The sequence below is a fragment of the Pseudomonas parasichuanensis genome, from assembly GCF_021601385.1.
GTDB lineage: Bacteria > Pseudomonadota > Gammaproteobacteria > Pseudomonadales > Pseudomonadaceae > Aquipseudomonas > Aquipseudomonas parasichuanensis.
The window spans coordinates 105,609-132,280 of record NZ_BQHO01000012.1; the positions used below are offsets into that span (position 1 = coordinate 105,609).

General features: G+C 64.0%; 24 protein-coding genes. 12 read left to right on the forward strand and 12 right to left on the reverse strand.

The window, feature by feature from the left end:
• Positions 1-22: 22 nt before the first annotated feature.
• From L6D77_RS12255 to pdxH, 3 genes are all read left to right on the forward strand, one after another.
• On the forward strand, positions 23-1,168 hold the full coding sequence (locus L6D77_RS12255; protein ID WP_232885274.1) for a serine hydrolase domain-containing protein: 1,146 nt from the start codon (positions 23-25) through the stop codon (positions 1,166-1,168).
• A gap of 99 nt (positions 1,169-1,267) precedes the next feature.
• A complete protein-coding gene (locus L6D77_RS12260; protein WP_232885275.1) occupies positions 1,268-2,248 on the forward strand; it encodes an OmpA family protein in 981 nt (326 codons plus the stop codon).
• A 19-nt stretch (positions 2,249-2,267) separates the two neighbouring features.
• Positions 2,268-2,915 (forward strand): pyridoxamine 5'-phosphate oxidase, encoded by a 648-nt coding sequence (gene pdxH / locus L6D77_RS12265; protein WP_125462906.1) that lies wholly within the window; start codon positions 2,268-2,270, stop codon positions 2,913-2,915.
• Here the strand turns inward: pdxH and L6D77_RS12270 are convergent.
• A complete protein-coding gene (locus tag L6D77_RS12270; RefSeq protein ID WP_232885276.1) occupies positions 2,912-3,145 on the reverse strand; it encodes a hypothetical protein in 234 nt (77 codons plus the stop codon). The two genes, pdxH and L6D77_RS12270, sit on opposite strands and share 4 nt — an antisense overlap.
• 149 nt (positions 3,146-3,294) lie before the next feature.
• Between L6D77_RS12270 and L6D77_RS12275 the strand changes: the two genes are divergently transcribed.
• Positions 3,295-3,759, forward strand: coding sequence for an outer membrane lipoprotein (locus L6D77_RS12275; protein ID WP_110996277.1), 465 nt, complete (start codon positions 3,295-3,297; stop codon positions 3,757-3,759).
• A 64-nt stretch (positions 3,760-3,823) separates the two neighbouring features.
• On the opposite strand, the gene nhaA is transcribed toward L6D77_RS12275, so the two are convergent.
• The 8 genes from nhaA to L6D77_RS12315 form a co-directional block, all read right to left on the reverse strand.
• Complete coding sequence (nhaA, locus tag L6D77_RS12280; RefSeq protein WP_232885277.1) at positions 3,824-4,999, reverse strand: Na+/H+ antiporter NhaA; 1,176 nt, start codon at positions 4,997-4,999, stop codon at positions 3,824-3,826.
• Between the two features lie 233 nt (positions 5,000-5,232).
• Positions 5,233-6,846 carry an NAD(P)/FAD-dependent oxidoreductase gene (locus L6D77_RS12285; RefSeq protein ID WP_232885278.1) on the reverse strand — a complete coding sequence of 538 codons (1,614 nt, stop codon included), beginning with the start codon at positions 6,844-6,846 and terminating at the stop codon, positions 5,233-5,235.
• Between the two features lie 103 nt (positions 6,847-6,949).
• Entirely contained in the window at positions 6,950-7,624 is a 675-nt protein-coding gene (locus tag L6D77_RS12290) for a COG3650 family protein (RefSeq protein WP_232885279.1), read from the reverse strand.
• Between the two features lie 226 nt (positions 7,625-7,850).
• Positions 7,851-8,552: an ABC transporter ATP-binding protein gene (locus L6D77_RS12295; protein ID WP_232885280.1), complete on the reverse strand. Its 702-nt coding sequence runs from the start codon at positions 8,550-8,552 to the stop codon at positions 7,851-7,853.
• Positions 8,553-9,320, reverse strand: coding sequence for a high-affinity branched-chain amino acid ABC transporter ATP-binding protein LivG (livG, locus tag L6D77_RS12300; protein WP_125462912.1), 768 nt, complete (start codon positions 9,318-9,320; stop codon positions 8,553-8,555).
• Complete coding sequence (locus L6D77_RS12305; protein WP_232885281.1) at positions 9,317-10,573, reverse strand: high-affinity branched-chain amino acid ABC transporter permease LivM; 1,257 nt, start codon at positions 10,571-10,573, stop codon at positions 9,317-9,319. Before L6D77_RS12305 ends, livG begins: the two co-directional genes overlap by 4 nt.
• Entirely contained in the window at positions 10,570-11,493 is a 924-nt protein-coding gene (gene livH / locus L6D77_RS12310) for a high-affinity branched-chain amino acid ABC transporter permease LivH (RefSeq protein WP_232885282.1), read from the reverse strand. The genes L6D77_RS12305 and livH overlap by 4 nt, the downstream gene beginning before the upstream one ends.
• A gap of 236 nt (positions 11,494-11,729) precedes the next feature.
• Positions 11,730-12,845 carry a branched-chain amino acid ABC transporter substrate-binding protein gene (locus L6D77_RS12315; protein WP_232885283.1) on the reverse strand — a complete coding sequence of 372 codons (1,116 nt, stop codon included), beginning with the start codon at positions 12,843-12,845 and terminating at the stop codon, positions 11,730-11,732.
• A 359-nt stretch (positions 12,846-13,204) separates the two neighbouring features.
• Between L6D77_RS12315 and L6D77_RS12320 the strand changes: the two genes are divergently transcribed.
• On the forward strand, positions 13,205-13,510 hold the full coding sequence (locus L6D77_RS12320) for a DUF2288 domain-containing protein (RefSeq protein WP_232885284.1): 306 nt from the start codon (positions 13,205-13,207) through the stop codon (positions 13,508-13,510).
• Positions 13,511-13,846: 336 nt separating this feature from the next.
• Here L6D77_RS12320 and L6D77_RS12325 read toward each other — a convergent pair whose 3' ends face one another.
• Positions 13,847-16,027 carry a hypothetical protein gene (locus tag L6D77_RS12325; protein WP_232885285.1) on the reverse strand — a complete coding sequence of 727 codons (2,181 nt, stop codon included), beginning with the start codon at positions 16,025-16,027 and terminating at the stop codon, positions 13,847-13,849.
• 199 nt (positions 16,028-16,226) lie between these two features.
• Here L6D77_RS12325 and L6D77_RS12330 point away from each other — a divergent pair, with 199 nt between their 5' ends.
• Entirely contained in the window at positions 16,227-17,114 is an 888-nt protein-coding gene (locus L6D77_RS12330) for an NAD(P)-dependent oxidoreductase (protein ID WP_232885286.1), read from the forward strand.
• Here the strand turns inward: L6D77_RS12330 and L6D77_RS12335 are convergent.
• Together L6D77_RS12335 and rapA are read right to left on the reverse strand one after the other, a co-directional pair.
• Positions 17,014-19,278 carry a putative bifunctional diguanylate cyclase/phosphodiesterase gene (locus tag L6D77_RS12335; protein WP_232885287.1) on the reverse strand — a complete coding sequence of 755 codons (2,265 nt, stop codon included), beginning with the start codon at positions 19,276-19,278 and terminating at the stop codon, positions 17,014-17,016. The two genes, L6D77_RS12330 and L6D77_RS12335, sit on opposite strands and share 101 nt — an antisense overlap.
• 240 nt (positions 19,279-19,518) lie before the next feature.
• Positions 19,519-22,365, reverse strand: a complete 2,847-nt coding sequence (rapA, locus tag L6D77_RS12340) for an RNA polymerase-associated protein RapA (RefSeq protein WP_232885288.1) — start codon at positions 22,363-22,365, stop codon at positions 19,519-19,521.
• 127 nt (positions 22,366-22,492) lie between these two features.
• On the opposite strand from rapA, the gene L6D77_RS12345 reads away from it, so the two are divergent.
• The 6 genes from L6D77_RS12345 to L6D77_RS12365 all read left to right on the forward strand — a co-directional run bounded on the left by L6D77_RS12345 (position 22,493) and on the right by L6D77_RS12365 (position 26,662).
• Positions 22,493-23,188: a M949_RS01915 family surface polysaccharide biosynthesis protein gene (locus tag L6D77_RS12345; protein WP_232885289.1), complete on the forward strand. Its 696-nt coding sequence runs from the start codon at positions 22,493-22,495 to the stop codon at positions 23,186-23,188.
• Between the two features lie 111 nt (positions 23,189-23,299).
• A complete protein-coding gene (locus L6D77_RS12350) occupies positions 23,300-23,626 on the forward strand; it encodes an aspartate-semialdehyde dehydrogenase (protein WP_232885290.1) in 327 nt (108 codons plus the stop codon).
• 87 nt (positions 23,627-23,713) lie between these two features.
• Positions 23,714-23,875, forward strand: coding sequence for a hypothetical protein (locus tag L6D77_RS12355; RefSeq protein WP_232885291.1), 162 nt, complete (start codon positions 23,714-23,716; stop codon positions 23,873-23,875).
• 135 nt (positions 23,876-24,010) lie between these two features.
• On the forward strand, positions 24,011-24,127 hold the full coding sequence (ccoM, locus tag L6D77_RS27355; RefSeq protein WP_011532604.1) for a cytochrome c oxidase subunit CcoM: 117 nt from the start codon (positions 24,011-24,013) through the stop codon (positions 24,125-24,127).
• A 353-nt stretch (positions 24,128-24,480) separates the two neighbouring features.
• Positions 24,481-26,469: an FUSC family protein gene (locus L6D77_RS12360; RefSeq protein WP_232885292.1), complete on the forward strand. Its 1,989-nt coding sequence runs from the start codon at positions 24,481-24,483 to the stop codon at positions 26,467-26,469.
• A complete protein-coding gene (locus tag L6D77_RS12365; protein WP_232885293.1) occupies positions 26,456-26,662 on the forward strand; it encodes a DUF1656 domain-containing protein in 207 nt (68 codons plus the stop codon). The genes L6D77_RS12360 and L6D77_RS12365 overlap by 14 nt, the downstream gene beginning before the upstream one ends.
• The last annotated feature ends 10 nt before the right edge of the window (positions 26,663-26,672 follow it).

Consider the following 26,672-nt stretch of genomic DNA (forward strand, 5'->3'; position numbering starts at 1 on the left):
AGGTCGTACGGAGAACAGGCGGGTGCAGATTCAGGGCCACTATGAGCTGAAGTTCGAGGCGGTGCGTGAAGCCTTCGCCGCGTTGTTCGAGGATCCCCAGGAGCGCGGTGCGGCGTTGTGCATCCAGGTCGGCGGCGAGACCGTGGTCGACCTGTGGGCCGGCAGTGCCGACAAGGATGGGCGCGAGGCCTGGCACAGCGACACCATCGCCAACCTGTTTTCCTGCACCAAGACATTTACCGCCGTCACGGCCCTGCAACTGGTGGGCGAGGGCAAGCTGGCGCTGGATGTACCGGTCGCACGCTACTGGCCGGAGTTTGCCCAGGCCGGTAAAGAGCAGGTCACCTTGCGCCAGCTGCTCAGCCACCGCGCAGGCCTGCCGGCCATTCGTGAGCTGTTGCCGGCCGAAGCCCTGTACGACTGGCAGGCAATGGTCGACGCGCTGGCCGCCGAGGCCCCCTGGTGGACCCCAGGCACCGAGCATGGCTATGCCGCGATCACCTATGGCTGGCTGATCGGTGAGCTGATCCGCCGCGCCGATGGCCGTGGGCCGGGCGAGTCGATTGTTGCGCGCACCGCCAGGCCGCTGGGCCTGGATTTCCATGTGGGCCTGGCGGATGAAGAATTTCACCGCGTGGCGCACATCGCCCGCGGCAAGGGCAACCCGGGGGATGCTGCGGCCCAGCGCCTGCTGCAGGTGACCCTGCGCGAGCCCGAAGCACTGTCGACCCGCGCCTTCACCAACCCGCCGGCGATCCTCACCAGCACCAACAAGCCTGAATGGCGGCGCATGCAGCAACCGGCGGCCAATGGCCACGGCAACGCACGCAGCCTGGCGGGCTTCTACGCCGGCCTGCTCGACGGCAGCCTGCTCGAGTCCGAGCTGCTCGACGAGCTGACCCGCGAACACAGCCTCGGCCAGGACCGTACCCTGCTGACCCAGACCCGCTTTGGCCTGGGCTGCATGCTTGATCAGCCCCAGGTGGCCAACGCCACCTTCGGCCTTGGTGCCCGGGCATTCGGGCATCCGGGCGCAGGCGGCTCGGTTGGCTTTGCCGACCCCGAACACGACGTGGCCTTCGGCTTCGTGACCAACACGCTGGGCCCGTACGTGCTGATGGACCCGCGCGCGCAAAAACTGGTGCGTGTGCTTGCCGGCTGCCTTTGATCGGGTGGCGCGGGTATTGCCTTGCCCCTTTGACTATCCTCAGTGCCAACGCCTGAAAGGTGTGGGTAGAATTTCTTTCAATTTCATGGTGTATCGCTGATGTCTTCACATAAAACCTTAGCACTCGCCCTGTGCCTGACCATGACTGGCTGCGCCAGCCACTCGCAGGACAGTTCGAAAGACAGCGGTTCGAGCTGGTGGCCCTTCGGCTCGGATAAAGTCGCCGACAAGGAAGTGAAAGCGGCCGTGACCGAAAGCGTCGCCAAGGCTGATGCCAAGTCCGAGAGCGGCAGCCGCTGGTGGTGGCCATTCGGGGGCGACGAGAAAGCCACGCAAGCTGCAGCCGTGCCCAAGATCGACCAGAAGGCCACGCAGGCCTGGCTCGACCAGTACGAACCCAAGGTGCGCGAAGCCATCAAGGGCAGCAAGTTCGAGTTGGAGCGCCGCGAAGACGTGCTGGCGGTGACCATCCCGGTGGATGGTTCCTACAATCCGGACCGTCCCAACATGTTGCTGCCGATGACCCTGAGCCCGATCACCCAGGTTGCCAAGGCCATCGAAACCGACAGCAAGACCGCCATCCTCATCCTCGGCCATGGCGACAGCAGTGGTGCCACTGCCGCTACCCAGAAGCTGAGCCTCGAGCGTGCCGCTTCGGTGTCGGCGATTTTCCGTCTCAGCGGCCTGCAGCGTGATCGCCTGATGCTCAAAGGCATGGGTTCGGTCATGCCGCGTGCCGCCAACGACAGCGCCCCGGGCCGTGCCCTGAACCGTCGCGTCGAATTGCTGCTGACGCCAAAGGACACCATGGTTGCCCTGTTGGCCAAGTACCAGCAGGCAGCGCCTGCGCCAGCCGCAGCGCCGATGGTTGCCGTGCAGGACACCAAGGCGCCGGCAGCCAAGGCCGCAGCCGCCAAACCGGCCGCCAAGCCTGCAGCGAAAAAACCAGCCGCCAAAGCCAAGGCTCCGGCCAAGGCCACCACGGCTGCGAAAAAGAAAGCCGCTCCGGCCAAACCTGCCGCGAAGAAGGCCAGCACCGACAAGAAAGTCGCCGCCAACAGCCCTGCGAAGACCAACTGATCGTCAAGGAAACGCAGCCATGACCCAATCCCTGGCCGATATGCGCCGCGACTACACCCGTGATGGCCTGGCCGAAGCCCAGGCGCCGGGTGAGCCGTTCGCGCTGTTCCACCAATGGTTCGCCGACGCGGTGAAAACCGAGCAGCTGCCGGTGGAAGCCAATGCCATGACCCTGGCCACTGTCGATGCCGACGGTCGCCCGCATTGCCGGGTGCTGCTGCTCAAGGCCCTGGATGCGCAAGGTTTCACCTTCTTCACCAACTACGAAAGCGCCAAGGGCCAGCACATCGCGGCCAGGCCGTTTGCGGCGATGACCTTCTTCTGGCCGGCGCTGGAGCGCCAGGTGCGGATCGAGGGGCGGGTGGAAAAGGTCACGGCCAAGGAGTCGGACGACTACTTCCAGGTGCGCCCGCTGGGCAGCCGCCTGGGGGCCTGGGCGTCACCACAAAGCCGGGTGATCGCTGACCGCGAGGAGCTGGAGGGGCTGGTCAAGGCCACCGAGGCGCGCTTCAGCGACACGCAGCCCCATTGCCCTGAACACTGGGGCGGTTATCGCTTGCTGCCGGAGCGCATCGAGTTCTGGCAGGGCCGCGCCAGCCGGTTGCATGATCGCCTGAACTATCGGCTGGTGGATGGCCAGTGGCAGCGTGAGCGCCTGGCACCCTAACCCTTGAACGCGGCGGCCTCGCGCTCCAGCCAGGCCGCCAGCGCTTTGCGCTTGATCTTTTCTGCCCGCGCCCGCTCCAGCAACTGGAGCATGAATGCCCGCTTCGCCGGGTCTTCCCCCGCCAGTGACATGGCCAGGTCGCGGTCCATCCAACGCCTCATGCGCACATACAGCCAGCCGTGGAAGTACAGGCCGGCGACAGTCGTCACCACGACGATGAAGTAATCCATGGCTATCCTTGGTCCAACCTGAGTGCCCGTTGCACAGCCGGTGGTGGCTGTACCTGAGCTGAATGGGAACAAATTTATAACGTTTGCGCCGTGACACCTGTCAAGGCGAGGCGTCTAATGAGCACCTGAAACTTTTGGAGATTGTCCTCATGCGTAAATCCGTTTTGCTGGTGGCGAGCTTCACCACCATGGCGTTGTTGCTGGGCGGCTGCCAGTCGTCGCTGACCGGTGACAGCTACTCCCGTGATGAGGCCCGCCGCGTGCAGACCGTGCGCATGGGCACCATCGAATCGCTGCGCCCGGTGAAGATCGAAGGCACCAAGACGCCAATCGGTGGCGGTGCTGGCGCCATTGTCGGTGGGGTTGCCGGCAGCGCCGTTGGCGGTGGCCGTGGCAGCATCGTTGCCGCGGTGATTGGCGCCGTGGCCGGTGGCCTGGCCGGCTCCGCCGCCGAAGAAGGCCTGACCCGCACCCAGGGCGTCGAGATCACCGTGCGTGAAGACGATGGCAGCATGCGCGCCTATGTGCAGCAAGTGCAGCAGAACGAAATCTTCCGCGTTGGCGAGCGTGTGCGCATCATGACTGTCGATGGCACCAGCCGCGTCACTCACTGATCGCAAGGCAAAAAGAAACCCCGACACGGCTTTGCCGGTCGGGGTTTCTTTTTGCCTGCTGGATTCAGCGGACAGCGGCTTTGCGGCTTGCCATGGCAGTGATCAGGTAGCCGACCACGGCGGCGAAGAACGAGCCGGTGAGGATGCCCATGCGGTCCATGCCCGCATAGTCGCTGCTACCCGGTATGAAGGCCAGGGAGCCGACGAACAGGCTCATGGTGAAACCAATCCCGCAGAGGATCGCCACCCCGAGCACCTGGCCCCAGTTGGCCTCGGCCGGCAGCGCGGCCAGGCGCAGCTTGACGGCAATCCAGGTCAGGCCGAACACCCCGACGGTCTTGCCGGCCAGCAGGCCGAGCGCGATGCCCATGGGCACCGGGTGGGTGAAGCTTTCCAGGGTGACACCGGCCAGCGAAACCCCGGCATTGGCGAAGGCGAACAGCGGCAGGATGGCGTAGGCGACCCAGGGGTGCAGCGCGTGTTCCAGGCTCAGCAGCGGCGAGGTTTCGGCGTGCTTGGTACGCAGCGGGATGCACAGGGCCAGGGCTACGCCGGCAAGCGTGGCGTGCACACCGCTCTTGAGCACGCAGACCCAGAGGACCAGGCCGATCACCAGGTAAGGGCCCAGCTTGACCACCCCCAGCCGATTCATGGCGAGCAACGCGATCAGGCAGGCGCCGGCCAGCATCAGCGACAGGCTGGACAGGGTGCCGGAGTAGAACAGGGCGATGACGATGATCGCGCCCAGGTCGTCAATGATCGCCAGGGTCATCAGGAACAGCTTCAGCGACACCGGCACACGCTTGCCCAGCAGCGCGAGCACGCCCAGTGCAAAGGCGATGTCGGTGGCGGTAGGGATCGCCCAACCGGCCACGGCGGCCGGGTTGTCGCGGTTGATGAACCAGTAGATCAGCGCCGGCACCACCATGCCGCCGATGGCGGCAGTGGCGGGCAGGATGACCTGGGAAGGCTTGGACAGATGACCGTCGACCACCTCGCGCTTGACCTCAAGGCCAATGAGCAGGAAGAACAGCGCCATCAGGCCGTCGTTGATCCACAGCAGCAGTGGCTTGGCGATCTCGAGGGCGCCGACCTGCACGGCTACCGGGACTTCGAGCAGGCCGTTGTACAGGTAGGAAAGCGGCGAATTGTTGATGATCAGGGCCAGCACGGCGGCGGCGATCAGCAGCAGGCCGCTGGCGGCTTCCAATTGGAAGAAACGAGCGAAGAGGCTACGCACGGGTGAGGGCTCTCCAATAGCTGGATTGAAACGGGCGTACACCCTAGCGTGTAGGGATATGCTTTAAAACAAAAACTATATTCGTTTTTGTTATAAGGTGTTGCGGGTTTGGCGGGGCAAGCCTAGACGGCAATGCGGAGAAGGGCAGGAAGGTATTTCGCAGGGTGGCGTCAGAAAAATCCGAGAATGACCACAGGCCTGTGCCGTCAAGGCGACACAGGCCTGTTGAAGGGTCAGTCGTTCAGGCCCAGCAGGTCCCGTGCTACGGCCTCGGCAATGCGGATGCCGTCGACACCGGCGGACAGGATGCCGCCGGCGTAGCCCGCGCCTTCACCCGCCGGGAACAGGCCCTTGAGGTTCAGGCTCTGGAAGCTGTCGTCACGGGTGATGCGCAGCGGCGAGGAGGTGCGCGTCTCGATCCCGGTCAGCACGGCATCGTGCAGGCTGTAGCCCTTGATCTGGCGGTCGAAGGCCGGCAGTGCCTCGCGGATGGCTTCGATGGCGAAGGCTGGCAGGCTCGCCGCCAGGTCACAGAGGGTAACGCCCGGCTTGTACGACGGCTCGACGCTGCCCAGCGCCGTGGAGGCGCGCCCGGCCACGAAGTCACCCACCAGCTGCGCCGGTGCCTGGTAGTTGCTGCCGCCCATCACGTAGGCGTGGGACTCCAGGCGTTCCTGGAGTTCAATGCCGGCCAGCGGGCTGCCCGGGTAGTCGCGCTCCGGGTCGATGCCGACCACCAGGCCCGAGTTGGCGTTACGCTCGTTGCGCGAGTACTGGCTCATGCCGTTGGTGACCACGCGGCCCGGCTCGCTGGTGGCGGCGACCACGGTGCCACCTGGGCACATGCAGAAGCTGTAGACCGAGCGACCGTTGCTGGCGTGGTACACCAGCTTGTAGTCGGCGGCCCCCAGCTTCGGGTGCCCGGCATACTTGCCCAGGCGCGCCTTGTCGATCAGCGACTGTGGGTGTTCGATGCGGAAACCCACCGAGAACGGCTTGGCCTCCATGAAAACGCCCTTGGCGTGAAGCATGCGGAAGGTGTCGCGGGCGCTGTGGCCCAAGGCCAGGACCACATGGCGCGACAGCAGTTGCTCACCGCTTTGCAGGACCACGCCGGTCAGTTGCTCGCCCTCGACCAGCAGGTCGGTGACCTTCTGCTCGAAGCGCACTTCGCCGCCCAGGCTGATGATCTCTTCGCGCATCTTCTCGACCATGCTGGTCAGGCGGAAGGTGCCGATGTGCGGCTTGTTGATGTAGAGGATTTCGTCCGGCGCACCGGCCTTGACGAACTCTTCCAGGACCTTGCGGCCATGGTGCTGCGGGTCCTTGATCTGGCTGTACAGCTTGCCGTCGGAGAAAGTCCCGGCGCCGCCTTCGCCGAACTGCACGTTGGACTCGGGGTTGAGCACGCTTTTGCGCCACAGGCCCCAGGTGTCCTTGGTGCGCTGGCGCACTTCCTTGCCGCGCTCGAGGACGATCGGCTTGAAGCCCATCTGTGCCAGCAGCAGGCCGGCGAAGATGCCGCACGGGCCGAAGCCGACCACGATGGGGCGCGCCTGCTGGTCGGCCTTGGCATGGCCAACGAACTTGTAGCTGATATCCGGGGCGACGCTGATTTTCGGATCGTCGGCGAACACCCGCAGCAGTTCGTCTTCGTTGCTGGCTTCGAGGTCGATGGTGTAGATGAACAGCAGCTCGCTGTTCTTCTTGCGCGCATCGTAGCTGCGCTTGAACAGGGTGAAGCCGAGCAGTTGCTCATCCGCGATGCCCAGGCGCTGGACGATGGCTGTGCGCAGCTCGTCGTCGGAGTGGTCCAGGGGCAGCTTGAGTTCGGTGATTCGTAGCATGGCAGGGTCCAGTATCCCGGCCATGGGCGGCCGGCGGCTTTACACAAACCGCCAAGTATAAGCTGTTCGCCGCCCCGACTGGCAGGATAAAAACACCCGGCGATCAGAGGTCGCGGGCACCGCCGTAGTAGGCGCAGCCCTTCAGGGTCTTGCCGTCGATGCGCAGTTCGGCCTTGAGGTGGCGGATGGCACCGGTGGCAACGTCGACGCAGCGCTGCGGCGCAACCCACAGCTCGACGCGCTGGCCGTTGGCTTCGCTGGACAGGCTCAGGCCGCCGCCGGGCAGCTCTTCTTCGAGGAATGGCAGCGGCAGGGGTTCCTGGCCGACGCGGTTGAGCACCATGCCCTTGCCACTGGCCTTGATGTCCCAGTCCGGCTCGTGGCCACCCGCGCGCAGGGTCAGTTGCTTGAAGTTGGGGTCTTCGCAGCCGTGGGCGGTGGGCTCCAGGCGGTACAGGCGGGTGACGTCGATCTGGCCATCGCTGCCGGCCTGCTTGCTGCCGGTCAGGCGGCCGCGCAGGTCGCTGAACAGTTTGTCCTTGGAGTCCTTGGCCAGGTTGGCGGCTTCCTGCAGGATCGCGGTGCTGCCGGCGTCATTGATGATGAACTGGCGGGCTTCGTTGCAGGGTTTGAACAGCAGGTGGCCGCCGCCGGCACTCAGTTCGCCCTGCATGCGCGTGGTGCCGAGGTTGGGGTCGACCGGTTTTTCGGCCAGCACCTGGCAGCCGGCGAACAGGGGCAGCAGGGCGGCGAGCAACAGGGGAGGGGTGAGGCGCATGGGGCGGGCTCCGGAGAACTGTGCAAAAGAGCTGGCCACGTTACTCAGGGTGCGTCTGGATCACAAGCATCAGGGCAATCCGCGTGTGCTTCTTCGCGGGCAAGCCCGCTCCCACAGGATCAGCGGTAGTTCAGGATTGCGCAGTACCTGTGGGAGCGGGCTTGCCCGCGAAGAAGACACGCCTGATTAGCAGGCAGAAAAAAGGGCCCGAAGGCCCTTTGATCTTTCAACCCCCGAGGTACGCGTCACGCACCTTCGGGTCGGTCAGCAGTGCTTCACCGGTACCCTGCATCACCACCTTGCCGTTCTCCAGCACATAGGCGCGATCAGCGATTTTCAGCGCCTGGTTGGCGTTCTGCTCCACCAGGAACACCGTCACGCCATCGCGGCGCAGCTGTTCGATGATGTCGAAGATCTGCTGGATGATGATCGGCGCCAGGCCCAGCGAGGGTTCGTCGAGCAGCAACAGCTTGGGCTTGCTCATCAGCGCACGGCCAATGGCCAGCATCTGCTGTTCGCCACCGGACATGGTGCCGCCGCGCTGGATATAGCGCTCCTTCAGGCGCGGGAACAGCTGCAGGACTTTGTCCAGCTGCTCCTGGTAGTCGCCCTTGTCGGTGAAAAAGCCGCCCATGGCCAGGTTTTCCTCGACGGTCAGGCGGGAGAACACGCGGCGGCCTTCCGGCACTACCGCGATGCTCTTGCGCATGATCTGCGAGGAGCTCTGGCCGACCAGCTCTTCACCCAGGTACTTGATGCTGCCGCTGTGGGCCTGGGGCGAACCGCAGAGGGTCATCAGCAGCGTCGACTTGCCGGCACCGTTGGCGCCGATCAGGGTGACGATCTCGCCCTGGTTGATCTCCACGTTGACGCTGTGCAGCGCCTGGATCTTGCCGTAGAAGGTGGAAACGTTCTCGAACTTCAGCATTTACGCCTCCCCCAGGTAGGCCTTGATCACATCAGGGTTGCCGCGAATCTCTTCCGGCGTGCCATCGGCCAGGGGCGTGCCCTGGTTGATGACCACGATGTGGTCGGAGATGCTCATCACCAGCTTCATGTCGTGCTCGATCAGCAGCACGGTCACGTTGTGCGATTCACGCAGGTAGCTGATGAGCGCCTTGAGGTCTTCGGTCTCTTTGGGGTTCAGGCCGGCGGCCGGTTCGTCGAGCATGATGATCCGTGGCTGGGTCATCATGCAGCGGGCGATTTCCAGGCGCCGTTGCTGGCCGTAGGCGAGGGTGCCGGCGGTACGGTTGGCGAACTCGGTCAGGTTGACCTTCTCCAGCCAGTACTGGGCGCGCTCCATGGCCTCCTTCTCGCTGCGGCGGAAGCTCGGGGTCTTGAACAGGCCGGCGAAGAAGTTGGTGTTGAGGTGGCGGTGCTGGGCGATCAGCAGGTTTTCCAGCGCGGTCATTTCCTTGAACAGGCGCACGTTCTGGAAGGTCCGCACCACGCCCTTGCGGGCGATCTGATGGCCGGCCAGGCCCTGGATGGGCTGGCCGTCGAGCAGGATGGTGCCGCCGCTGGGCTTGTAGAAGCCGGTCAGGCAGTTGAACACGGTGGTCTTGCCGGCGCCGTTCGGGCCGATCAATGCCACCACCTGTTTCTCCTTGACGGTCAGGCCCACGCCGTTGACCGCCAACAAGCCGCCGAAGCGCATGCTCAGGCCGCTGACTTGCAGAATTTCGCGGCTCATCGAGGCAGCTCCATGTGCGGACGTTGCATGGGCAGCAGGCCCTGCGGACGCCAGATCATCATCAACACCATCAGCGCACCGAACATCAGCATCCGGTATTCGCTGAACTCACGCATCATCTCCGGCAGCAGGATCATCACGATGGCCGCGAGAATCACGCCCAACTGTGAACCCATGCCACCCAGCACGACGATGGCGAGGATGATCGCCGACTCGATGAAGGTGAACGACTCCGGTGTCACCAGCCCTTGGCGGGCGGCGAAGAAGCTGCCGGCGAATCCGGCGAAGCAGGCACCCAGGGTGAAGGCCGAGAGCTTGATCACGGTGGGGTTCAGGCCCAGCGCACGGCAGGCGATCTCGTCTTCACGCAGCGCTTCCCACGCACGGCCGATCGGCATGCGCAGCAGGCGGTTGATGACGAACAGCGCCAGCAGGGCCAGCAGCAGGGCGACCAGGTAGAGGAAGATGACCTTGTTGATCGAGTTGTATTCCAGCCCGAAGAACTCGTGGAAGGTCTGCATCCCTTCGGCAGCCTTGCGTTCGAAGGTCAGGCCGAAGAACTCCGGCTTGGGGATGTTGCTGATGCCGTTGGGGCCGCCGGTCCAGTCGGTGAGGTTACGCAGGAACAGGCGAATGATCTCGCCGAAGCCCAGCGTGACGATTGCCAGGTAGTCGCCGCGCAGGCGCAGCACCGGGAAACCGAGCAGGAAGCCGAAGGTGGCGGCCATCAGGCCGGCGATCGGCAGGCACACCCAGAAGCTCCAGCCCAGGTAGTGCGAGAGCATCGCGTAGCTGTAGGCGCCGACGGCGTAGAAGCCGACATAACCCAGGTCGAGCAGGCCCGCCAGGCCGACCACGATGTTCAGGCCCAGGCCCAGCAACACGTAGATCAGGATCAGGGTGGCGATGTCGACCGCGCCGCGCGAGCCGAAGAACGGCCAGATCAGGGCGGCGACGATCAGGCCCATGATCACCCAGCGCTGGGTTTTCGGCAGGGTGAGGAAGTTGCTCACCGACGGCGGTACCAGCTTGCGGTCCGAGCGGCGGCCCATCACCGCACTCCACTGCTTGTCGAATAGCACGCGCAGGAACATCAGCACCGAGCACACGGCGATGATGCTGATGGTGAACGAGCCCTGGCTGTGAACGATCAGGCTGATGCCGTCGATGCTGAGTTTCAGGCCCAGCACCGGGAAGGCCACGGCCCAGACCAGCAAGGCGCTGAAGAACGCCTGTTTAAGATTTCTGTTCATACTTTTTCAACCTCCGGGCGGCCCAGGATGCCGGTCGGCCGGAACAGCAGGACAAGAACCAAAAGACCGAATGCCACCACGTCCTTGTACTGGTCGCCGAAGATGTCGGCGCCGAACGCTTCGGCCACGCCCAGCACCAGCCCGCCGAGCATGGCGCCCGGAATGCTGCCGATGCCGCCCAGTACCGCCGCGGTGAAGGCCTTAAGGCCCACCAGGAAACCGGCGTTGGGGTTGATCACCCCGTACTGCATGCTCAGCAGCACGGCCGCCACCGCCGCCAGCGCGGCACCGATGACGAAGGTCAGGGCGATGATGTTGTTGGTGTTGATACCCAGCAGGTTGGCCATCTTGATGTCCTCGGCGCAGGCGCGGCAGGCGCGGCCCAGGCGGGAACGGGAGATGAACAGGGTGAGGCAGGTCATGGCGATCAGCGTCACCACGAAGACCAGGATCTGCATGTAGCTGATCAGGACTTCCTCCGCGCCGCCCGGCCCGAAGGAAATGTTCCCGGGGATCAGGTTGGGGATGGATTTGTCCTTGGAGTCCTGGGACAGCAACACGGTGTTCTGCAGGAAGATCGACATGCCGATGGCGGAGATCAGCGGGATCAGCCGGTTGCTGTTGCGCAGCGGCCGGTAGGCGACCCGCTCGATGCTGTAGCCGTAGGCACTGGTGACGCAGATGGTGGCGACGAAGGCCACGGTCATCAGGATCGGCAACGAATGGATGCCCATCATGGCCAGCCCGGCGAGGGCGATGAAGGCCACGTAGGAACCGATCATGTACACCTCGCCGTGGGCGAAGTTGATCATGCCGATGATGCCGTACACCATCGTGTAACCGATGGCGATCAGGGCATAGGTACTGCCGATGGTCAGTCCGTTAACCAGTTGTTGTAGGAAATGGTAGATCTCAGGCATTACAGCGCTCCTAAAAACCTGATTTGCATTTCACTGGTGGGGGATGACCCCGGCCCATGTTCTCGTGGTCTTCGCCACGTGATCTTTTGCGGGCACTGCCAGGAAACCGCGGGTGACGGTTTTAAGATTTTCAGGTGGGCCGGCCCCCGGATCGCGGGGATCAGGCCCATAGAACCTCGTAAAACAAAGCCCACTGCTCGCACAGTGGGCTTCTCGGTCAGCTATTAGTCACGCAGTTACTGAGGAGAGACTTCGGTCTTCGGCTTGCCGAAGTGCCATTCGTAGACCACGAACTTGAAGTCTTTCAGGTCGCCTTTCTCGTCGTAGGACAGGGTGCCGGTTGGGGTCTTGAAGGAACCGGCGTGGATGGCGGCTGCCACTTTGTCGGTGTCTTCGGACTTGGCGGCCTTGATGCCTTCGGCGATCAGCTCGACGGCCGAGTAGGCCGGGAACACGAACGGGCCGCTTGGGTCTTTGCCGTCAGCCTTGATGGCGTCGACGATGGCCTTGTTCTCCGGGTCCTGGTCGAAGGACTTCGGCAGGGTCACCAGCAGGCCTTCGGAGGCGTTCTGGGCGATCTGCGAGATGGAGTCGTTACCCACGCCTTCCGGGCCCATGAACTTGGCTTTCAGGCCCTTCTCTTGCGCCTGGCGCAGGATCAGGCCCAGCTCTGGGTGGTAGCCGCCGTAGTAGACGAAGTCGACGTTGTTCTGCTTGAGCTTCTGGATGATCGAGGAGAAGTCCTTGTCACCGGCGTTCAGGCCTTCGAAGACGGCAACCTTGGTGCCTTTCTTCTCGAGGGTCTGCTTGACCGCGGTGGCGATGCCTTCACCGTACTGCTGCTTGTCGTGCAGTACCGCGACCACTTTCGGTTTGACGTGGTCGGCGATGTAGTTGCCGGCGGCCGGGCCCTGGGCGCTGTCCAGGCCGATGGTGCGGAAGATCAGCTTGTAGCCACGGGCGGTGATTTCCGGCGAAGTGGCGGCCGGGGTGATCATGATCACGCCTTCGTCTTCGTAGATGTCGGACGCAGGCTGGGTGGAGCTGGAGCACAGGTGGCCGATCACGAACTTGACGCCGTCGTTGACCACTTTGTTGGCGACTGCAACGGCCTGTTTAGGGTCGCACGCGTCGTCGTATTCCTTGGCTTCGAGCATCTTGCCATCGACGCCGCCCTTGGCGTTGATGTCCTTGATGGCCTGTTTGGCGCCGATGAACTGCATGTCGCCGTATTGGGTGACCGGACCTGTCTTGGGGCCGGCGATGCCGATCTTGATGGTATCGGCGGCAAACGAATGGCTGGCAACCCCGGCCAGAACCATTGCGGCGAACAGCTTGGAAATCTTGATCATAGTGCTCCACTCATTCTGTTGTAATTCTTATAGTCCTGGAGGCCAGGCCTACAGACCGGGCGGGAATCGCAGTTGGCCACGCCTAACCGCAACCCCACCTTCCCCCGGAACATGTCCCGGAACTGTACCGGTACAGTGTAGAGCGCCGTCCGAGCGCTTGAAAAGCGGGCGAAAAGCGTCTGTTTCCTGGGGTGTCGCCTGATCGACATAAAGATACAGAAAAGCGCCATCACTTTGCCTGCACTCTCGGCGCGCCCCCACAAGTTCGCGGCGAATCGACCAAATTACGTATTTGAAACCGGGTTTTTCTGCAAAAATGCCGGCCTTTTTTCTTGGCCGATTTTTGCGCAGGTAAACCCATGACTGATCAAGTAAGCACCCTCTATGCCAAATTGCTCGGCGAGACCGCTGTCATCGAGTGGAAAGCCCTGGAACGTTTCTGGGCCAAGGGTGACCTGATTTGGGTCGACCTGAGCATCGACCTGATCGTCGTTGCCGAGGCAATGGCCGAGAATCGCAGCGAGATCTTCGCCAAGTGGCGCAGTGATGGCACTGTCGGACCGGTTTCGGCAGAGCAGGCGCTTGACCTGCAAACCCGCGATCCAGAGATCTGGGCAGTGGTCGTTTCGCCGTTCATCGTGATTCAGGAAAAGAAAGCGGAATAAGCACGCGCTTTTTTAGTGCGCAAAATCGCACAGGCGCCTCGCGATGGTGCGCGTTGACGCTCACGTAAGGTGGAAGTAAGTAACAGTGGCGGGATGATTCGGCGGGGCGGTAACAGTTTACGGCATGCGTAATGGGGCTGCTGCTCAGCCCAATCACCGGCAAGGATTGCGCAAGAGCTGTAGGAGCGGCCTTGTGCCGCGAACGGGCCGCAGAGCGGCCCCAGGGTTTCAGTGTGAATGCACAACTCGCCGGGGCTGCTGCGCAGCCCTTTCGCGGCACGAGGCCGCTCCTACGACAAGACAGCTGCTCCCACCCGCAAAGCGCCCCCAGCGGTTTCAGTAGTCCACGCGCCCGGTATGGTTGTTCAACGAAATCACCCGGGTCTTGCCGATGCGGTGGCGGTAGATCTCGCGCAGGTACTTCACCGCCTTCTTCACGCATTCGCGCGACAGGCGGATATCGTTGATCGAGACGAAACGGCTCTTGTCGTTGATCAGCTCACGGTACTTCTTCTCATACATCGGCTTGATCGCGTACCAGTTGGTGTCGAGGATCTTCGCCGGGTTCTCGAACTCGTTGAGCAGGTCGTCGATGCGGTCCTCGGCGAAATGCTCGCTGGTGATGAACTCGAGGATGGCGTTGTCCAGGGTGTCGTCGAAACGGTAGGGCGTGCGGGCGAAGCAGCGCTTGATGAAGGCCACGATCAGGGTCAGGAAATCGTCCGACAGGCACGGGCTCTTGGCGATCAGCGTGGTCAGCGACAGGTTGGCCGAAGCACCGATCACCAGTGCGTAGCGCTTGAGCGTGGTGTTGGGGAACAGGCTGTTGAGGTGGGTCTTGAGCCGGTTCAGGTCCATGTACGACAGCTTGTAGTCCTTGGGCAGGGAGACGATCGACACCACCGACGAGCAGTTCTTGAAGAAGTGCAGGTCGTGCAGCGCCGCGGCGTCATAGCCCGAGGCCTGGTACTGCTCCAGCGCCGCGCGGTAGCGGCTCGACTCGATCGGCAGCAGGCTGATGCCTTCGATGGCCTGGGTCTGCTTGTTGAAGTGCGGCAGGTCGATGGAGCGGAAGAACAGGTCGTCGATGTCCAGCCGTGGCTGCTCGCGCTCGAACACCTTGAACTTTTCCGACCCGGCCGGCGGGATTTCCGGCACCACGGATTCTGCATAGGCGATGGCCACGGGGCCGGCCAGGCTCATGAACAGGTCGTTGGCATCCAGGCGGATGGTTTCGCCAATGTCGATGCCGGCGCGGCGGAAGTAGTTCTGGTCGTAGTCGGTGGTCACTGCCTGGGCGGTGAGGATGTTGAAGATCTGCTGGGAGATGTACTGGTTGGCGTGTTTCTCCATGGCGTTGACGTCGATGTTCTGGATCGTGCCGTCATCGCTTTCTTCGGCGTAGCGCATGATGTCGTTGGAGATCAGCATCATGGCGTTCCACGGGCGGATGCGCCCCAGGACACTGGCTTCGCTGCTGTCTTCGTTGTCGAAGTTGTACGAGAAGTCCCATTCTTCCGAAAGGTATTTGCACAGCAGGCGCCCGGCGTTGATGTGCAGGGCTTCGGACATTTCACTGCGGTGGTCGGAGGCGTTCGGCAGCACACAGATGCCACTGGTGAAGATCGGCTCGAACACGAACGAGTGCCCGCTCTTGCCGTCGTTTTCCTCGGCCGGCTTGGTGTCGAAGGTCTTGTTCATGTACGAGTACTGCTGGGCCAGGCCGAACTCCGAGGCCATGCCCGAACCGGTACCGCCGCCGGCACTGAAGATGTAGAAGTACAGGCGCGACTGGTTGGCCTTGATGCCACAGGAGTCGATCAGGTACGAGTGGATCAGCTTCCAGTCGGCGCTGGAGAAGCGCTGGGTGTCCTTGTTGAGGATGATCTTGGCCAGGTACTGGCCCAGGATCGGCGCGTTACCGGCCCCACCGGCATGCACCTCGGACAGGTCCATGATCTTCATCTTGCTGTAGTCACGCAAAAAGCCGCCGCGCTCACCCTTGCGCGAAAAGCGGATGCGCCCGGCAATGTCCTTGTCCAGGTCGCCCAGCATCACCAGGGGCTCCACCAGGAACACCGGCTTGGCGCCCTTGTTCTGTACCAGGCGCAGGTTCTGACGGATCCAGCGCGCCGGGCTGTAGCCCGATTCGCCCTTGACCCGGTCCTCGTTGTTGAACTCGTTGAGGAAGAAGGTGCGGGCGTTGTAGACCAGCTCGGCCACGTCCAGGGCGATGTTCGAGCCGCAGCGGCCCAGGCCGATCAGGCACACCGACGGGAACTGCTGTTCCAGGCGCAGCTGGTCCTCGTCCTCCACATGCAGGTTCTGCGGGAACACCAGGTCGCGCAGGCCGTCGAGGTTGTCGAGGATGCGCTGGATGTCCTGTTCAGTGAAATACAGGTACTGCGCCGGCAGGCTGCGGGCGGCCGGTAGCTCACGCGCGCCGCCGAGGGCCAGCGTGGTGGGGGTCAGCGACGACTCGAGGACCGCATTGGCAGAATTGTTGGTAGAGGTCATAGTGCGCCATTTGCCTGGGGTGGATAGCTTTCCGGTGAGGCATATCAATGCGCCATCACGGAGAAATTGCGCGACTGTATCAGTGCGCCTTTTGCCTACGCGATAGGGGATCTCCTTAGCCTTGCTAAGGGTTTTTCTTCGCGACCGCACTGCATCGCCCGTTTGTCACGGTTCTTTAATCTTCTTGCTGGAGTTGCTCATGAGTACTGCATTGCCTTCGCTGGGGTTTGCCGGGATCGGCCTGATGGGGCTGCCGATGTGCCGCCGACTGCTGGCTGCCGGCTACCCGCTGACGGTGTGGAACCGCAGCCCGGACAAGTGCGCCGACCTGGTGGCCGCAGGGGCGCGCCTTGCGGCAAGCCCGGCCGAGCTTTGCCAAGGCAGCGACATGCTGCTGCTGTGCCTGGCCGACACGGCGGTGGTGCGCGAGGTCGTATTCGGCGAGCAGGGCATCGCCCAGGGCGGGCGCAGCGGTCAGCTGCTGGTGGACTTTTCCAGCCTCGAACCGACCGCGACCCGCGAGATGGCCGCTGAGCTGGCCGCGCTGTGTGGCATGGCCTGGCTGGATGCCCCGGTATCCGGCGGCACACCGGGGGCCGAAGCCGGTACCCTGGCAATCATGGTCGGCGGTGAGGCGGATGACCTGGAGCGGGCCCGGCCGGTGCTGCTCACCCTGGGGCAGCGGGTGACGCACATGGGCGGTGTGGGGGCCGGTCAGGTGACCAAGGCGTGCAACCAGATGATCGTGGCCTGCAATGCGCTGGTGATCGCCGAGGTGGTGGCGCTTGCCGAGCAGTCCGGGGTCGAGGCGCGCCTGATCGCCGAGGCCCTGGCCGGTGGCTTTGCCGACTCAAAGCCCTTGCAGATCCTGGCGCCACAAATGGCCGAGAGCCGCTTCGAGCCCATCAAGTGGCATGTGCGCACCCTGCTCAAGGACCTCGACACCGCCGTTGGATTCTCCCGCGAGCAGGGCTCGGCGACACCGCTCAGTGGCCTCGCCGCGCAATTGATGCGCCTGCACGGTAGCCAGGGCTATCTGCAAAAAGATCCGGCGACGCTGGTAGAGCTGTATCGCAGCAAGGCGTGATTACATAGGCCTGGCGGTCGAGCCGTTCAAGCACCGGGCGCAGTTCGGCCAGGGGGACCGGGCGGCTGAGCAGGTAACCCTGCAGGTAGTCGCAGCCATGGGCGGCAAGGAAGGCGCGCTGCTCTGGCGTCTCGACGCCTTCGGTCACCACCTCCAGGTGCAGGGTATGCGCCATCATGATGATGGCCTGGACGATTTCGCGGTCTTTCTGGTTGCCCGGTACGTCCTGAACGAACGAGCGATCGATCTTCAGCACGTCCAGCGGCAGGCGCTTGAGGTAGGCCAGCGATGAGTAGCCCGTGCCGAAATCGTCGATCGACAGGGCCACGCCCTGGGCGCGAATGCGCTTGAGCAAATTGACGGTATGGTGGATGTCGCCCATCAGGGCATTCTCGGTAACCTCCAGCTCCAGTTGGCGGGCGGCCAGGCCGGACTGGAACAACGCCAACTCGACTTCGGTGGCGAGCTCTTCGCGGCCGAGGGTGAGTGCAGAGCAGTTCACCGTTACCTTGAGTTCGTCATGGCCCTGGCGGCCGAGCAGGGCGAGGTCTGCGCAGGCCCGGCGCAGGACCCACAGGTCGAGCTCGGCGATCAGGCCATTGGCCTCGGCGATGCCGATGAAACGGTCGGGGCTGAGCAGGCCATGTTGCGGATGCTGCCAGCGCACCAGGGCTTCGAGCTTGGCCACCCGGCCACTGCGCAGGTCGTAGATCGGCTGGTAGTGCACGCACAACCCGCGTTCCTCGAACAGTGCCACACGCAGTTCCTCTTCCAGCTGCAGCTCCAGGGTGGCACGGGTCTTAAGGCCATTGTTGAAGAAATTCAGGCTGTTGCGCCCGCAGCCTTTGGACTGGTACAGCGCAAGGTCGGCATTTTTCAGCAGCTCTTCGGTACTCAGGCCGTCGTCCGGGAAAATGCTGATGCCGATACTGGTGGTCATGACCATGCGCCGGCCGGCCAGGTCGATCGGCTCCTTCATGCGCAACATGATCCGCTGCGCCAGGTGACGGGCTTCGTCGCGGTTCTTCAGCGCGGTGACGATGCAGAACTCGTCGCCACCGAAGCGCGCCACCAAATCGTGGCCACGGGTCGCGGCCTTGATGTGCCCGGCAATCACCTTGAGCAGTTCGTCGCCGGCAGCATGGCCGAGGCTGTCGTTGATGCGCTTGAAGTGGTCGATGTCGAGGAACATCACCGCGAGCATGCTTTCACTGGCCGCGTGCTCGGCCAGCCGTTCGGCGAACACCTGGTTGAAACCCCGGCGGTTGACCAGGTTGGTCAACGCGTCGTAGTGCGCGGCCTGCTGCAGTGACGCGCGGGCCTGGTCGAGCTGGCTGAGCAGCACATTCACCCGGCGCAGGTCGTGCTCCTTGCTTTGCAGCTTCTTGTCCGACAGGGCTGCGCTGATGCTGCTGCCGCTGATCAGCAGGGTAATGAAGGCGATGGTCAGTGCCAGTTGCAGGCTGTTGTCGCCGGTGGCCAGGCGCAGGGCGGTCTCGTTGGGGATCACCAGGGTCATGGCAGCCATGCCGGTGAAGTGGGTGACGACGATGCCGCCGGCCATCAGCAGGCTGGCGCCGTACTTCATCAGCAGGTGCCAGGTGCCACTGCCCTGGCGAAAGTGCCGGGCCATCAGCAGGGCTACCAGGCTGGTGGCCACGGCGATGGCGATCGAGGCCAGCAACAGGGGCGTCTGGTAATGCTGCTGGGCGCTGGTCTGCAGGGCGGCCATGCCAACGTAGTGCATGGTGCTGATGCCGAGGCCGATAAAAAGGGCGGCCTGCAGGTAATGGCGCGGGCGCATTTCACTGCGGTCGAGGCCGTTCATCGCCAGCCAGGCGGCAAGCAGGGCGATCAGCAGGGACAGGCCGGTCAAGGCGGCGTCGTAGTGAATGTCCAGGGGTGCCTGGAAGGCCAGCATGCTGATGAAGTGCATCGCCCAGATGCCACCGGCGAGGCAGCAGGCGCCCAGTATTCGCCATTGCCGGCGGGCCAGGCGGTCTTCGCAATGGCTTTGCCGCTCAGCCATGTCCAGGGTGGCGAAGCAGGCGGCACTGGCCACGGCAAAGGCCAACAGCACCAGGTAGGGGTTGTGGCGGCAGTCGAGAATGATCTGCCCGGTCGTCGGTAATCCCGAGAACAATTGCAGTCCCAGCCAATCCATTGCAGGCCTCTTCGTCGAGTGCTCTCTGGTCCCCACGAAGCGCGGCTGGAGACTGTTCCTGCAGGAGTATAGAAAGCTGTGTTTAAGCCTTCCTGATTAATGGCACTTTGATCTCTACCATTTGGATATGACGCCAATAACGTATCGATCTAATCGAGTTTTCCGGGCGCCAAAAAAAGCGGGGCAGGCCTGCTCCCACGCGTGTGGGAGCGGGCCTGCCCCGCGATGACGGCGAACGAATCAGCCGGCGACCAGAACCCGGATGGCCTCCAGGCGCAGGGCAGCCTTGTTCAGCGCGGCCATGCCGTCGTCGCGCTGCTGGCGCAGGGCGTCGATTTCGCTGTCGCGCACGCTTGGGTTGACCGCCTTGAGCGCGGTCAGGCGCGCCAGCTCTTCGTCCGCCTCGGCGGCCAGGCGTTGGCGGGCCTGGGCAACCCGTTCCTCATGGACCGGAATGACCTTGGCTTCACCCGCGCTGATGCGCTTGGCCAGGACATCACGCTGGGCCTGGACGAACTTGTTGGCGCTGGCCTTGGGCACGCTTTCAAGCTGGTCGTTGAGGGTTTCGAAGGCGACGCGCGGGCCCAGGTCGTTGCCGTTGGCATCGAGCAGGCAGCGCAGCGCCGCCGGTGGCAGGTAGCGGCCCATCTGCAGGTTGCGCGGGGCGACCACTTCGCTGACGTAGAGCAGCTCGAGCAGCACGGTGCCGGGCTTGAGTGCCTTGTTCTTGATCAGCGCCACGGCGGTGTTGCCCATCGAGCCGGACAGCACCAGGTCCATGCCGCCCTGCACCATCGGGTGTTCCCAGGTGAGGAACTGCATGTCTTCGCGCGACAGCGCCTGGGCGCGGTCGTAGGTGATGGTCACGCCTTCGTCGTCGCCCAGGGGGAAGCTGGCGTCGAGCATTTTCTCGCTCGGCTTCAATACCAGGGCGTTCTCGGAGTGGTCCTCGCTGTCGATGCCAAAGGCGTCGAACAGGGTTTCCATGTAGATCGGCAGGGCGAACTGGTCGTCTTGCTCGAGGATCGCCTCGACCAGCGCCTGGCCTTCGCCAGCCCCGCCGGAGTTGAGTTCCAGCAGGCGGTCGCGGCCGGTGTGCAGCTCGGCCTCCAGGCGCTCGCGCTCGGCGCGGGCTTCGGCAACCAGCTTGGCCCAGCCCTTGTCGTCGCCACCGACCAGTTGCGCCAGCAGGCGCGGGCCGAACTGGTGCTGCAGGGCGTTGCCGGTCGGGCAGGTGTTGAGGAAGGCGTTGAGGCCTTCGTGGTACCACTGGAACAGACGCTCCTGCGGGCTGTCCTGCAGGTACGGGATGTGCAGCTCGATGGTGTGCTTCTGGCCGATCCGGTCGAGGCGGCCGATGCGCTGTTCGAGCAGGTCCGGGTGTGCCGGCAGGTCGAACATCACCAGGTGGTGGGCGAACTGGAAGTTGCGGCCTTCACTGCCGATCTCGGAGCAGATCAGCACCTGGGCGCCGAACTCTTCGTCGGCGAAGTAGGCGGCGGCGCGGTCGCGCTCAAGGATGCTCATGCCTTCGTGGAACACCGTGGCCGGGATGCCGGAGCGTACGCGCAGGGCGTCTTCCAGGTCCATGGCGGTTTCGGCGTGGGCGCAGATCACCAGGACCTTGGTGCGCTTGAGCATCTTCAGGGTGTCGATCAGCCAGTCGACGCGCGGGTCGAAGCGCCACCAGCGTTCGTCGTCGCCGGGCTCGCCCTGGGCCTGGAAGGCCACTTCCGGGTACAGCTCGGCACGCTCGCCAGCCGGCAGCGCCGCATACGGCTCGGGGTTGGCCAGCGGGTAGGGGTGCAGTTTGCGCTCGGGGAAGCCCTGGATCGCTGCGCGGGTGTTGCGGAACAGGACGCGGCCGGTACCGTGACGGTCGAGCAGCTCGCGGATCAGGCGCGCGCTGGCCTGGCTGTCGCCATCGGTAACGGCGGCCAGCAGGGCTTCACCCTCGGCGCCCAGGAAGCCCTGGATGGTGGCGTGGGCTTTCGGCGACAGGCGGCCTTCGTCGAGCAGCTCCTGTACGGCTTCGGCCACCGGGCGATAGTTTTCGCTTTCGGCGCGGAATGCGGCCAGGTCGTGGAAACGGTTGGGGTCGAGCAGGCGCAGGCGGGCGAAGTGGCTGTCCTGGCCGAGTTGTTCAGGGGTGGCGGTAAGCAGCAGCACGGCAGGGACGACTTCGGCCAGTTGCTCGACCAGGGCGTATTCGGCGCTGGCCTGTTCTTCGTGCCAGACCAGGTGGTGGGCCTCGTCGACCACCATCAGGTCCCAACCGGCGGCGAAAAGCGCGTCCTGGGCCTTTTCATCGTCGACCAGCCATTCCAGGGCGACCAGCGCCAGCTGGGCGTCTTCGAAGGGGTTGGTGGCGTCGCTTTCGATGAAGCGCTCGGCGTCGAACAGGGCGACCTGCAGGTTGAAGCGGCGGCGCATCTCCACCAGCCATTGGTGCTGCAGGTTCTCCGGCACCAGGATCAGCACCCGGTTGGCGCGGCCGGACAACAGCTGGCGGTGGATCACCAGGCCCGCTTCGATGGTCTTGCCCAGGCCCACTTCGTCGGCCAGCAGCACGCGCGGGGCGATTCGGTCGGCCACTTCGCGGGCGATGTGCAGCTGGTGGGCGATCGGTTGGGCACGCACGCCGCCCAGGCCCCACAGCGACGACAGCATCTGCTTGCTGGTGTGCTGCAGGGTGTTGTAGCGCAGGGAGAACCACGACAGCGGATCGATCTGCCCGGCGAACAGACGGTCACTGGCCAGGCGGAACTGGATGAAGTTCGACAGCTGGGTCTCGGGCAGCACATGGGCCTGGTTCTGGGCGTCGATGCCGTGATAGATCAGCAGGCCGTCGATGACCTCGACTTCGCGCACGGTCAGCTTCCAGCCTTCGAAGTGGATGATCTGGTCGCCCGGCGAGAAGCGCACGCGGGTCAGCGGCGCATTGCGTAGCGAGTACTGGCGGGTTTCCCCCGTCGCCGGGTAGAGCACGGTCAACAAGCGACCATCCTCGGCCAGGATGGTCCCAAGACCGAGCTCGGCTTCGCTGTCGCTGATCCAGCGTTGCCCCGGTTGATACTGCTGCGCCATACTGCCTGAACTCCCGCGATGAAAAAGCCGAGTATGTTAACGGATCGGCTGCGCCAGACCAATGAATGTGAAGAGTCTAGCGCTTTCATCGACGAACACCGTCCCGTCACGAGGGCCAAGTGCCAACATGGCTGCCAAGCACCGCTGGTTGAACCTCTCCCTGGCCATTGGCAGTTTCACGCTGCTGGCCGCCTGTGAACAGAAAACCTTCGAAGTATTGCCACCGATTCCGGTCGAGCAGCTGGAAGTGCTGGGCGTGCAGACCCCGATCAAGAGCGTGCATTTCCATGATCGCGAGGGCGAAGGCCTGCTGGTGCTGAGCCGGGTCGACGGCCAGGCCAGCGACCCGGATACCGAAGAGGAGGTCGACAAGGTGGTGCTCAAGGCCACGCTGTATGGCCGTGCCGCCAGCGCTGACGTATTCAAGCCGCGCTGGCAGATCGAGCAGGAGACCACCTGCGCCGGCCTGGACCTGGATGTCGACTTCTATACCGATGTCAGTGATGTCAGTGACCTGAACAAGGACGGCGTCGCCGAAGTGACCGTGGCCAGCCACGCGTTCTGCGGCGGTGGCATCGACCCGCACGATATCGCCATCGAGATGCGCGAAGGCCAGGCGGTGTACAGCATCACCGGCCAGTCGCTGATCACCCCGGCCGGTGAAGAACCCTTTGGTGGCGAGCGCGAAGACAGCGCCTCGCTGAAAAATGCCCCGCAGGTGCTGCGCGAGCATATGGACGCGGTCTGGCAGCAGGTCTACAAGCGGCCCTGGAGCGAAACCAGCGCGCCACCGGACGACGACCCTGACGGCGAAGACCAGTAACCGCAGCCCGACCCATGCCCGTGCGGCGTTGTGATACGCCGCTCACCTTTGCCCACAGGCGTTCAAGGCGGTGTAGTGCCAGCCGACACAGTGGCTACAGGAGAACATTCCATGCTGCCGCCCATCATTCCGCTCAGCGCCGCCCCGGTCACTTCGCAACAGGACCCGGTCAAGCCGCCGCCCGCCATCCCGCCGGTGGTACCGACACAGCCTGCCGCCGGCGAAGGGGCCATCGACCTCAAGCATCACCGTGACCCCGCAGAGCGCGCCCTGCTGTTGCGCGAAGAGCAACGGCACCAGCAGCAACAGCGCAACCAGGGGGACGAAGAGCACCTTGTGGTCGTAGCCGGTGAGGAGCTCAACGCCGACAACACCGTACCCGTGGCGCCGCTGGGCGAACGCACGCGCCAGGGGCTGCTGGTGGACATCGAAGTCTGAGGCGCACACAGGTCTTTTGCCACGAAGCCTAGTCAGCGCTCATGCTTGCCTTCATCATGAGTGCCTCTGCTGTCCGTCGAGCCCGCCATGAGCCAAGACAACCTGATCGACTTCGGCGCTGAACGCGCCAAACGAATCCACGACCTCAAAGACAAGCGCCTGAACGACATGCGCCAGGCCTTCGAGCAGGCCATGCCGCTGGCCCCTGGGAAAAAGAAAAAGCCCAAGGGCAAACCCAAGAAGCGCTGAAACTTGATGCAGGTCAACCCTGCACCCGCCTTGCGTGCCCGGCCCCGGGCACCATTGACTCTGGTCAATTTCCCCCCGCCTGCCTTTGGTTACTGTGCACTCATCGGATGACGGCACACCAAGGGAGGGGCCGACATGTTCTTCGACAACGTGGTTATCGCCGGTGTGGTGACGGTCGGGCTGATGTTGGCCTTCTTTGCCGGTCTGGGCATTTTCATCTGGAAGGATTCGAACAAGCGCAAGCAGCGCTGATTCTTCCCGATTCACGAGCACGCAAGGCATTTAGGGCGACTTCGGTCGCCCATTTTTTTGCCTCGGATTTTTGGCTCAATGGCCAACCATCGTGTAGGAGCGGGCTTGCCCGCGAAGCAGCCACCGCGCTGGCTGGCACCGGCTGCGCCGGTGTTCGCGGGCAAGTCGCAGCGGCGAACCGCCGCTCCCACAGGAATCGCGTAGGCTTTTTAGAATCTGGGCAAGACAGTTGGTCCTACAAGGGCGTGCGCCAATGCTAGATGATTAGCTAGCTAATTAATCGTCCGCACTTTATCCTCCCCCCAGTTGTCTATCGTTCTTCTCATACCGTCTCCTCCCGCAAGGTCCGATTCGTGCCCATCACCTTCCAGGCCCTGTTCGCACCCAGCAGCCTCGCCCTCAAGTTCGCCATCAAGACCCTGCTTGGCGGTGGCCTGGCGTTGTGGCTGGCGATGCGCTGGGGCCTTGAGCAGCCGGCCTGGGCGCTGATGACCGCGTTCATCGTTGCCCAGCCGCTGTCGGGGATGGTGATCCAGAAGGGCCTGGCACGGTTGGCCGGCACGCTGGTCGGTACCTTCATGTCGGTGGTGTTCATCGGTATGTTCGCCCAGACGCCCTGGCTGTTCCTGCTGACGCTGGCGCTCTGGCTGGCCCTGTGTACCGCCGCTTCGACCCAACTGCGCAGCGCCTGGGCCTATGCCTTCGTGTTGGCCGGCTACACCGCGGCGATTATCGCCCTGCCGGCGATCGACCACCCATTGCAGGTGTTCGACCAGGCGGTGGCGCGCTGTACCGAGATCTGCCTGGGCATTTGCTGCGCCACCGCCACCAGCGCGCTGATCTGGCCGATGCGGGTCGAGCAGCAGCTTGCCGGCCAGGCGCGGCAGGCCTGGCAAAACGGCCTGCAGGCGGCCAGCGCCATGCTGGGCGGTGAGGATGAAGCGCGCAAAGGGCTGCTGGAAAGCCTCGGGCGCATCGTGGCGATCGACGCCCAGCGCGAGCATGCCTGGTTCGAAGGCAGCCTCGGCCGCCAGCGGGCCAAGGCGATCCAGGGGCTGAGCCAGAAGCTGATGGTGTTGCTGCGCATCTCGCGCTCGGTGCGCCGGCAGTGGCGCCAGCTCGACGAAACCGAGGCCGGGCACCTGGCGCCATGGCTGGGTGAGGTGCGTACGTTGCTGGCCACCCCCGAGCAGGCCAGCCTGCTGGTGTTGCGCCAACGGGTGTGGGATGCCGCCCAGGACACGCACATCAGTTCCGCCGAACACTACTGCCTGGCGCGCCTGGCGTTGCTGCTGGACTACGCCATGGCGGCCACCCAGGCGCTCGCCGATGTGGAGCAGGGCCGGGCACCCAAAGAACAGGTGCAGGGCCTGGCGGTGCACCGCGACCTGTCCCTGGCCCTGCTGTTCGGCTCACGCAGTGCCCTGGCGTTCCTGGTGATGAGCAGTTTCTGGCTGGCCACCGCCTGGCCCTCGGCGCCGGGTGGCCTGGTGCTGACCTGTGTGGTCTGCAGCCTGTTCGCCAGCCGCGAGAACGGCGCGCAGATCGGCCTGAGCTTCTTGCGCGGGATCCTGCTGGCGGTACCCGTGGCGTTCCTGGTCGGGCAGATCCTGCTGCCGCAGTGGAGCAGCTTCGCCATGCTCTGCCTGGGCATGGGCGTACCGCTGTTCTTCGGCGCCCTGGGTATGGCCCATCCGCGCACCGGCGCTACCGCCACGTCTTACTGCCTGCACTTCATCGTGTTGGTGGCACCGCTCAACGCCATGCATTTCGATGTGGCGAGCATGCTCAACAGCGCACTGGCCATGCTGATTGGCGTGAGCGCCGCGGTATTGGCTTTCCGTCTTGTGGTGCTGCGTCACCCGGCCTGGCTGGGGCGGCGCTTGCGTGCGGCGACCCTGGGCGACCTGGTGCGCCTGACCCGGCGCGACCTGCGCGGTGCCGACACCTGGTTTGGCGGGCGCATGGCCGACCGCCTGATGCAACTCGCCCGGCACGCCAGCGAAGTGCCAGAGACTGAGCGCCAGCGTTGGGACGAGGGCCTGCACAGCCTGGATATCGGTGACGAACTGGTGCACCTGCGCATGTGCCTGGCCGTGGCCCAGGCGCCCTTGGCCAACGCCGAGCGCCAGTACCTGCAGCAGCTCGAGGCGGTGCTGGCCAGCGGCCCGGCACCGGGCCGTGGCCAGCGCCTGGATGTTGCCAGCGCGCAGTTCGTCGAGGCGATGCATGGTCAGCCGCCCAGCGATGCGCTGCGCCTGGCCGAGGGTGCGGTGCTGCAACTGCGCAAGAGCTGGGGCAAATGGTGCCGTTGGCAGGAGGATGCCCATGGGGTTGCGTGAATGGGCGCTGGGTGGCGTGCTGCTCAGCCCGTTTCTGATTTATGTAGTGCTGGCGCTGTTGCTGACCGGGCTGCTGCGCGTTGTTGTGCAGGCCACACCGCTGGGGCGCTGGATCTGGCACGAAGCGCTGTTCGATGCGGCATTGTTCGTTTGTGTCCTGTACCTGGTGGTACGTTCGCTAGGTCCTCTGTAAGGAGTAAGTC